The sequence below is a fragment of the Ramlibacter sp. genome (assembly GCF_035706265.1).
Lineage (GTDB): Bacteria > Pseudomonadota > Gammaproteobacteria > Burkholderiales > Burkholderiaceae_C > Ramlibacter.
Genome location: NZ_DASSVG010000036.1, coordinates 1 through 8,106, shown reverse-complemented (window position 1 = coordinate 8,106; position 8,106 = coordinate 1). Strand labels below are relative to the sequence as shown.

Sequence of the window (8,106 nt, the reverse complement as noted above, 5' to 3'; positions counted from 1 at the left end):
CCGGCCTCCGCGCCGGCGGCCAGTGCCGCCCCGGCGCCCGCCCCTGAGGTCCATGAAGCGGCGCTCGGCGCGGCGCACGACACCACCTTCATCCGCGTGGCCACCGAGAAGATCGACCTGCTGGTCAACCTGGTGGGCGAGCTGGTGATCACCGAGGCCATGCTCCAGCGCAATGGCGCCGCCGGCGCCCACGCGAGCGACGGGCGCTACAGCACCAGCAGCGGGCTGGCCGACCTGGCGCGCCACACGCGCAACCTGCAGGAGGCGGTGCTCGCCATCCGCATGCTGCCGATCTCCAACGTGTTCTCGCGCTTCCCGCGCGTGGTGCACGAGCTGTCCCACCGCCTGGGCAAGCGGGTGGAGCTGAAGATCTCGGGCGAGGGCACCGAGCTCGATCGCGGCCTGATCGAGAAGATCTCCGATCCCCTGATGCACCTGGTGCGCAACGCGATCGACCACGGGCTGGAGAAGCCCGAGGAACGCATCGCGGCCGGCAAGCCGCCGGTGGGCACCGTGTGGCTGCGCGCCAGCCAGCGCGGGGGCAACATCCTGATCGAGGTGGCCGACGACGGCCGCGGGCTGGATCGGGAACGGATCCTGCAGCGCGCGCTCGCACGCGGCACCGCGATCGCGCCCGATGCGCCGGACCACGAGGTGTGGGCGCTGATCTTCGAGGCCGGCCTGACGACCGCGCAACAGGTCACCGAGGTCTCCGGCCGCGGCGTGGGCATGGACGTGGTCCGGCGCAACATCCAGGCCCTGGGCGGCACCGTGGACCTGGCCTCGGTGCCGGGGCAGGGCATGCGCGTGACGGTGAGCGTGCCGCTGACGCTGGCCATCATGGAGGCCATGACGGTCTCCATCGGCAGCGAGACCTACGTGCTGCCGCTGGCCTGCGTGGTGGAGTCGCTGAGCGTGAACCCGGGCGAGCTGCACACGCTGCCCGGCCACGGCGACACGCTGCGGGTGCGGGACGAGTACCTGCCGGTGCTGCACCTGGCCCAGTTGTTCCCGCCGCAAAAGCCGCGCGAGCAGCCTTCGGCCATCGCCGTGATCGTCGAGACCGACGGCTCCAAGGCCGTCCTGCTGGTGGACGAACTGGTGGGACAGCAGCAGGTGGTGGTCAAGAGCCTGGAGGCCAACTTCCGCCGCGTGCCCGGCCTGTCCGGTGCCACGGTGATGGGCGACGGCTCGGTGGCGCTGATCCTGGACATCGCGCACCTGGTGCGCGAGGCCGGCCGCGAAGGCGCGCTGCAGCTCTGATGCGCACGACGCAGGCATTGACGCGGCGGCGCGACGCCGGATGCGAAGCGAAAGGCAGCGCGCGCACGACGGACGGCCCTCGTTCCGCCCTATTGCGCAGAGTCACGGAATAGCCGCCCGTCACAGTCATTAACTAGTTGCAACACGCCAGCGGGGGATGGCATCCTCGGCTGCAAGGAGAAGAGAAAAATGCAAGGACCGATGGCCAGCGTCACTTCCGCGGCCGGCAAGCCCACCGATGGGCCGGCGAGCGAATTCCTGACGTTCCGCCTGGGCGCGGAAAGCTACGGCATCGAAATCCTGAAGGTGCAGGAAATCCGCGGCTACGAGACGCCGACGGCGATCGCCAACGCGCCGGCCTTCATCAAGGGCGTGATCAACCTGCGCGGCGTGATCGTCCCGATCCTGGACCTGCGCATCAAGTTCCGCCTGAGCGAGGCGCGCTACGACGAGTTCACGGTGGTGATCATCCTGAACGTGGCCGGCCGCGTGGTGGGCGTGGTGGTCGACTCCGTCTCCGACGTGCTCACGCTCGCCAGCGACGCGATCCGCCCGACCCCCGAGTTCGCCTCGGCCACCTTCGACACCAAGTACATCACGGGGCTCGGCACCGTCGACGACCAGATGATCATCCTGCTGGACATCGAGAAGCTGATGACGGGCGCCGACATGGCCCTCGTCGACGGCGCGGTGCACTGAGCGGCCCAATCCCAGGCAGGGCTGCACGGTGCGACCGCGGCGCGGGCGCCCCGGCAGCCCTCGCAGCTTCGAGGAGGATTCCCCCTTGACCCCCACCGACGTCCATCCCGAGGTCGACCGGGCCGCGCTCGGCTTCTTCCGGCGTTCCACCATCCGGGTGCGGCTGACCGCGGCCTTCCTGGCGATCGCGCTCGTGCTCGCCGTGCAGGGCGCGCTGGGCGTATGGCAGTTGCAGGAGCTGGCGGATGCCGCGGCGGCGCAGCCTTCGGCGCACACGCTGCAGGAGGCGCTGCGCTCGGCACAGTCGGTGGTGTCCGGCTTCGCCGCCGTGGTGGTGGTGCTGGCCTTCGCCATCTGCTATCCGCTCACGGTGCACATCATCAAGCCGGTGCGCGTGGCCGCCAAGATCGCGCAGCGGGTGGCCGGCGGCGACCTCACGGTGAAGGTGCGCACCGGCGGCAGCGACGAGGCGGCGCAGCTGCTGCGCGCGCTGGCCGACATGACGGAGAACCTGCGCAGCGTGCTGGGCAGCGTGGTGCACGGGGCGCACACCGTCAACCGCACCAGCAGCCAGATCGTGCAGGGCAACCTGGAGCTGTCGCAGCGCACCGAGGAACAGGCGGGCACGCTGGAGGAAACGGCCAGCTCGCTGGAGGAACTCACGACCACGGTGGCGCAGAACGCGGACCATGCGCGTTCGGCCAGCCAGCTGGCGCTGGAGGCGTCGGCGGTGGCGCGGCGCGGCGGCGACGCCGTCGACGAGGTGGTGCGCACGATGGACGAGATCTCGGACGCCTCGCGCAAGATCACCGAGATCATCGGCGTGATCGACGGCATCGCCTTCCAGACCAACATCCTGGCGCTCAATGCGGCGGTGGAAGCCGCGCGCGCCGGCGAGCAGGGCCGCGGCTTCGCCGTGGTGGCCGCCGAGGTGCGCAGCCTGGCGCAGCGCAGCGCCGCGGCGGCGCGCGAGATCAAGGGCCTGATCGGCGCCTCGGTCGACAAGGTCAACACCGGCGCCAGCCTGGTGGACACCGCCGGCCACACCATGGTGGAAGTGGTGCTGTCGGTGGAGAAGGTGAGCGCGCTGATCGCCGAGATCGCGCAGGCGAGCCAGGAGCAGAGCGTGGGCATCGGTCAGGTCAACACCGCCGTCGCGCAGATGCAGCGCGTGGTGGAGCGCAACGCCGCGATGGTGGAACACGCCGCGCGCGCCACCGAGACCATGAACGACCAGGCGGCGCAGCTGCTGGAGATCGCTTCGCGCTTCCGCCTGCGGGGGGACGGAGTTCTGGCGTGAAGATGCCGTTGCTGCGAGCCGGCGAAGCCGCCCCGCGCGCGCCGGCCGCGGACACCCCGCTGCTGGCGGATGCCGCCTCGCTGCTGAGCGAGCGCGATTTCGGCACCGTGCGCCAGCTGATCGCGCAGTACGCCGGCATCAAGCTCAGCCCGCAGAAGCGCAACATGGTCTACAACCGGCTGCAGCGGCGCCTGCGCGCGCGCGGCCTGAGCTGCTTCGGCGCCTACCTCGAACTGGTGCAGCGCGAAGACTCGGACGAGCGCGAGGCCTTCGTCAACGCGCTCACCACCAACCTCACCGCCTTCTTCCGCGAGCCGCACCACTTCGAGCTGCTGCTGGCGCACGCGCGCGCGCACGCCGCCGGTCAGTCTGCGCCGCTGCGCTGCTGGAGCAGCGCCTGCTCCACCGGCGAGGAGGCCTGGTCGATCGCGATGGTGCTGCGCGAAGCCCAGTGCGCGGGCAGCGTGCTGGCCACCGACATCGACACCGACGTGCTGAATACCGCGCAGGCGGGCATCTACCGCATGGAGCGCGCCGCGGCGCTGCCGGCCGAGCGGCTGCGCAAGCACTTCCTGCGCGGCTGCGGCGCCAACGAGGGCCTGGTGAGCATCCGGCCGGAGCTGCGGCAGATGGTGCGCTTCGGCCAGTTGAACCTGCAGTCGCCGGTGTGGCCGGCGCAGGAAGGCTTCGAAGTGATCTTCTGCCGCAACGTGGTGATCTACTTCGACCGGGAGGTGCAGAAGAAGCTGCTGGCGCGCTTCGCCGACCTGCTGGCGCCCGGCGGGCTGCTGATGGTGGGCCACTCGGAGAGCTTCCCCTCGGCGCATCCGGGCTTCCGCTCCTGCGGCCGCACGGCCTACCAGCGGGTGGGCACTTGAGCACCGTCGCGAACGCCAACGACGCCGGCGGGCCTTTGCGCTATTTCGACCGCGAGTTCGGCATGGAGACCATCAAGATCCTGCCGGGCCAGTACCACGCCGCGCGCGCCGGCGCCGTGACCACGGTGCTCGGCTCCTGCGTCTCCACCTGCCTGTGGGACCCGCTGGAACGCATCGGCGGCATGAACCACTTCATGCTGCCCGGCGACACCGCCCGTCCCGATTCGCCGTGGGCCGCCTCGGCCCGCTTCGGCGTGTACGCGATGGAAGTGCTGATCAACGACATGCTGCGCCTCGGCGCCGACCGCCGCCGGCTGGTGGCCAAGGTGTTCGGCGGCGCCCGCCTGCTGGCCGGCTTCGACCGGCTGGACGTGGGCGCCAAGAACTGCGAGTTCGTGCTCGAATTCCTGCGCGTCGAAGGCATCCGCGTGCTGGCGCGCGACCTGCTGGACGTGTGCCCGCGCAAGGTGCACTTCTTCGTCGACAGCGGCAAGGTGCAGGTCAAGCGCCTGAGCCTGAGCCCGGCCGAGACGGTGCAGCGGCGCGAGCGCGAGTACCTGTCGCGGCTGGACCCGCGGTCGGCCGGCGAGATCGAGATCTTCAAGCCGCCGCGATGATCCGCGTCCTGGTCGTCGACGATTCCGCCGTGATGCGGGCCTTCCTGAGCCGCGTGGTGGCCGCGCAGCCGGACATGGAGCTGCTGGGCGCCTCGCCCGATCCGCTGCTGGCGATCGACCGCATCCGCCGCACGCCGCCGGACGTGATCACGCTCGACGTCGAGATGCCGCGCATGAACGGCCTCGACTTCCTGCGCAACCTGATGCTGGTGCGGCCGCTGCCGGTGATCATGATCTCCTCGCTCACCCGCCAGGGGGCCGAGACCACGCTGCGCGCGCTGGAGCTCGGTGCGGTGGACTTCGTGGCCAAGCCGGCCAGCTACGACCAGCTGGAACAGAACGCGCAGGAGATCGCGGACAAGATCCGCGCCGCGGCCGGCGCGCGCGTGATGCGGCGGCGGCCCGTGCCGGCGCAGCCGGCGCCGAGGTCGCGGCCGGCGCCGCTGCTGCAATCGGCGCACGCGCCCCTGCATTCGGCGCATGCGCCGCTGCCGCAAGCGGGTGCTCTTGCGTCGCCGCAGCGCGTGATCGGCATCGGCGCTTCCACCGGCGGCGTGGAGGCGCTGCGCGACGTGCTGACACAGCTGCCGGCGGCGATGCCGCCGATCGTGATCGCGCAGCACATGCCGCCCGGCTTCACCGAGACCTTCGCTAGGCGGCTGGACACGCTGTGCCGCCTCCACGTCAAGCAGGCCGAGGACGGCGAAGCCGTGCGCGGCGGGGTGGCCTACATCGCGCCGGGCGGGCGCCACCTGCTGCTGGTGCGGCGCGCCGGCGGCTACGGCCTGCGCGTGACCGACGACCCGCCGGTGAACCGCCACCGGCCTTCGGTGGACACGCTGTTCCGCTCGATCGCCAAGGTGGCGGGTCCGCAGGCGATCGGCGTGATGCTCACCGGCATGGGCGGCGACGGCGCCGAGGCGATGCTGGAGATGCGCCGCGCCGGCGCCCACACCATCGCGCAGGACGAGGCGAGCTGCGTCGTCTTCGGCATGCCCCGCCAGGCCATCGCCGTGGGTGGGGTGGACGAGGTCACCGCGCTGTCCGATATCGCCGGGCGGCTGGAGGCGCTGGCGCTGGCGTGAGGGGTTGACCCCCTCCCCCTCCGGGGGAGGGCAGGGGTGGGGGCACGCCGGTCCCCCAATCGGAGGAGCTTCGTTTCGCCGCCTCCCCGCCCTCATGCGTTGATCCACGGGTGACCTCCCGCCCCGGTTCCGCGATCGCGCCGCTCATCCTCGGCGTCGTGCTCGGCGCCGCGCTGCAGTTGCAGCAGCCGCGGCTTTGGCCGCTTGCGTCCTATGCCTTCGGCGCGGCCGGTGCGTTGGTGCTGTTGCTCCTGCTGCTGGCGCGGCGCTGGGGTTCGCCTGCGGGCTCACCACCAGCCTACGGGAGGCCCGCGTGGTGGGTCACCACACGGGCGGCCATGATCCTCCTGCTCGCCACCGCTTTCTCCGCCTCCCTCACCGGCTGGCGCGCCGCGGCATTCACGGCCAGCCGGCTGGATCCGGCGCTGGAGGGCGTCGACCTGCGCCTCACCGGGACCGTCGCGTCGCTGCCGCATCGCAACGAGGCCGGCCTGCGCTTCCGCTTCGAGCCGGAATCCGCCTGGCGCGAAGGCCGCCCGGTCCTCCTGCCGCCGCAGCTCCTCCTCGGCTGGTATGGCGGCGTCGATACCGGCGGCGAGGGCAGCGCCATGCCCGAGGGAATGCCCGCCGACCTGCGCCCCGGCGAGCGCTGGCAATGGACGGTGCGCCTGAAGGCGCCGCATGGCCACGTCAATCCGCAAGGCTTCGACTACGAGCTGTGGCTATGGGAGCAGGGCCTCCAGGCCACCGGCTACGTGCGCGCCGGCGCGCGCGATCCGCCGCCGCGGCGCCTGGGCACGACCTGGGCGCATCCGGTGGAGCAGGCGCGCCACGCCGTGCGCGCCGCCATTTCCGCGCAGGTGAGCGATCCGCGGCTGGCCGGCGTGCTGGCGGCGCTGATCGTCGGCGACCAGGGCGCGATCGAAAAATCCGACTGGGACGTGTTCCGCGCCACAGGCGTAGCCCATCTGATGAGCATCTCGGGTTTGCACGTCACCATGTTCGCCTGGGCCGCTGCCGCATTGGTCGGGCGCCTGTGGCGGCGCAGCCCGCGCCTGTGCCTGGCCTGGCCGGCGCAGCACGCCGGGCTGGCCGGCGGCATCCTGCTGGCCGCAGCTTATGCCCTCTTCAGCGGCTGGGGCGTGCCGGCGCAGCGCACCGTGTTCATGCTGGCCGCGGTGGGACTGCTGCGCCTGGCGGCGCGCGACTGGCCCTGGCCGCACGTGTGGCTGCTGGCCTGCGCCACGGTGGTGGCGATCGATCCGTGGGCCTTGACGCAGGCCGGCTTCTGGCTGAGCTTCGTCGCGGTGGGCGTGCTGTTCGCGAGCGGCCGTGCGCGGCCTGCGCCGGCCGGCGAGCCGCGCCGCGCGCTGCTGCTGCGCCTCGCTTCCGGGCTGGTGGGCCTCGCGCGCGAGCAGTGGGTGGTGACCGTGGCGCTCACGCCCCTGTCACTGCTGCTGTTCGGGCAGGTGTCGCTGGTGGGCCTGCTGGCCAACCTGGTCGCGATCCCGTGGGTGACGCTGGTGGTCACGCCGCTCGGCCTGGCGGGCGTGTTCGTCGCGCCGCTGTGGAGCCTGGCCGCGCAGGCGCTGGAGCTGCTCGGTGCCTTGCTGCGCGTGCTGGCGGAACTGCCCTTCGCCACCTGGTCGGCGCCGGTGCCGCCCCTGTGGGCGGGCGCAGCCGGCGTGCTGGGCGGCTGGCTGCTGGCGGCGCGCATCGCCCCCGCCCTGCGGCTCCTGGGGCTGCCGCTGATGCTGCCCGTCCTTCTGTGGCAGGCGCCGCGGCCGCCGCCGGGCGAGTTCGAGCTGCTCGCCGCCGACGTGGGGCAGGGCAACGCGGTGCTGGTGCGAACGGCCACGCACACGCTGGCCTACGACGCCGGGCCGGGCTACAGCCGCGAGACCGACGCCGGCCAACGCGTGCTGGTGCCGCTGCTGCGCGCCAAAGACGAGACGATGGACCTGCTGGTCCTGAGCCACCGCGACAGCGACCACACCGGCGGCGCCGCGGCGGTGCTGCGCATGCAGCCCGCCGCGCGCCTTCTCAGCTCGCTGGAAGAGAGCCACCCGCTGCAGGCCCTGCGCGCCTCCACGCGCTGCCATGCCGGCCAGCGCTGGGAGTGGGACGGCGTGCGCTTCGAGATCCTGCACCCCGGCGCCGAAGACTACGGGCCGCGCACCAGGCCCAACGCGCTCAGCTGCGTGCTGCGCGTGAGCAACGGCCAGGCCAGCGCGCTCCTGGCCGGCGACATCGAGCAGCCGCAG

At 72.2% G+C, this 8,106-nt stretch carries 7 protein-coding genes; all 7 read left to right on the top strand.

Features of this window, described 5'->3' with window-relative positions; all coding sequences use genetic code 11:
* Positions 1–1,263 (top strand): chemotaxis protein CheA (locus VFM98_RS01170; RefSeq protein ID WP_325108050.1); only part of this gene is annotated, 1,263 nt, incomplete at its 5' end.
* A gap of 189 nt (positions 1,264–1,452) precedes the next feature.
* Complete coding sequence (locus VFM98_RS01165) at positions 1,453–1,962, top strand: chemotaxis protein CheW (RefSeq protein ID WP_414708963.1); 510 nt, start codon at positions 1,453–1,455, stop codon at positions 1,960–1,962.
* 85 nt (positions 1,963–2,047) lie between these two features.
* Positions 2,048–3,262, top strand: coding sequence for a methyl-accepting chemotaxis protein (locus VFM98_RS01160; protein WP_325108049.1), 1,215 nt, complete (start codon positions 2,048–2,050; stop codon positions 3,260–3,262).
* Positions 3,263–3,264: 2 nt separating this feature from the next.
* Positions 3,265–4,140: a CheR family methyltransferase gene (locus VFM98_RS01155; RefSeq protein WP_325108052.1), complete on the top strand. Its 876-nt coding sequence runs from the start codon at positions 3,265–3,267 to the stop codon at positions 4,138–4,140.
* A gap of 62 nt (positions 4,141–4,202) precedes the next feature.
* Positions 4,203–4,757: a chemoreceptor glutamine deamidase CheD gene (cheD, locus tag VFM98_RS01150; protein WP_414708964.1), complete on the top strand. Its 555-nt coding sequence runs from the start codon at positions 4,203–4,205 to the stop codon at positions 4,755–4,757.
* Positions 4,754–5,842, top strand: coding sequence for a chemotaxis response regulator protein-glutamate methylesterase (locus tag VFM98_RS01145; RefSeq protein WP_325108047.1), 1,089 nt, complete (start codon positions 4,754–4,756; stop codon positions 5,840–5,842). The genes cheD and VFM98_RS01145 overlap by 4 nt, the downstream gene beginning before the upstream one ends.
* Positions 5,843–5,952: 110 nt before the next feature.
* The coding region (locus VFM98_RS01140) for a DNA internalization-related competence protein ComEC/Rec2 (RefSeq protein ID WP_325108046.1) at positions 5,953–8,106 on the top strand (2,154 nt) is incomplete at its 3' end.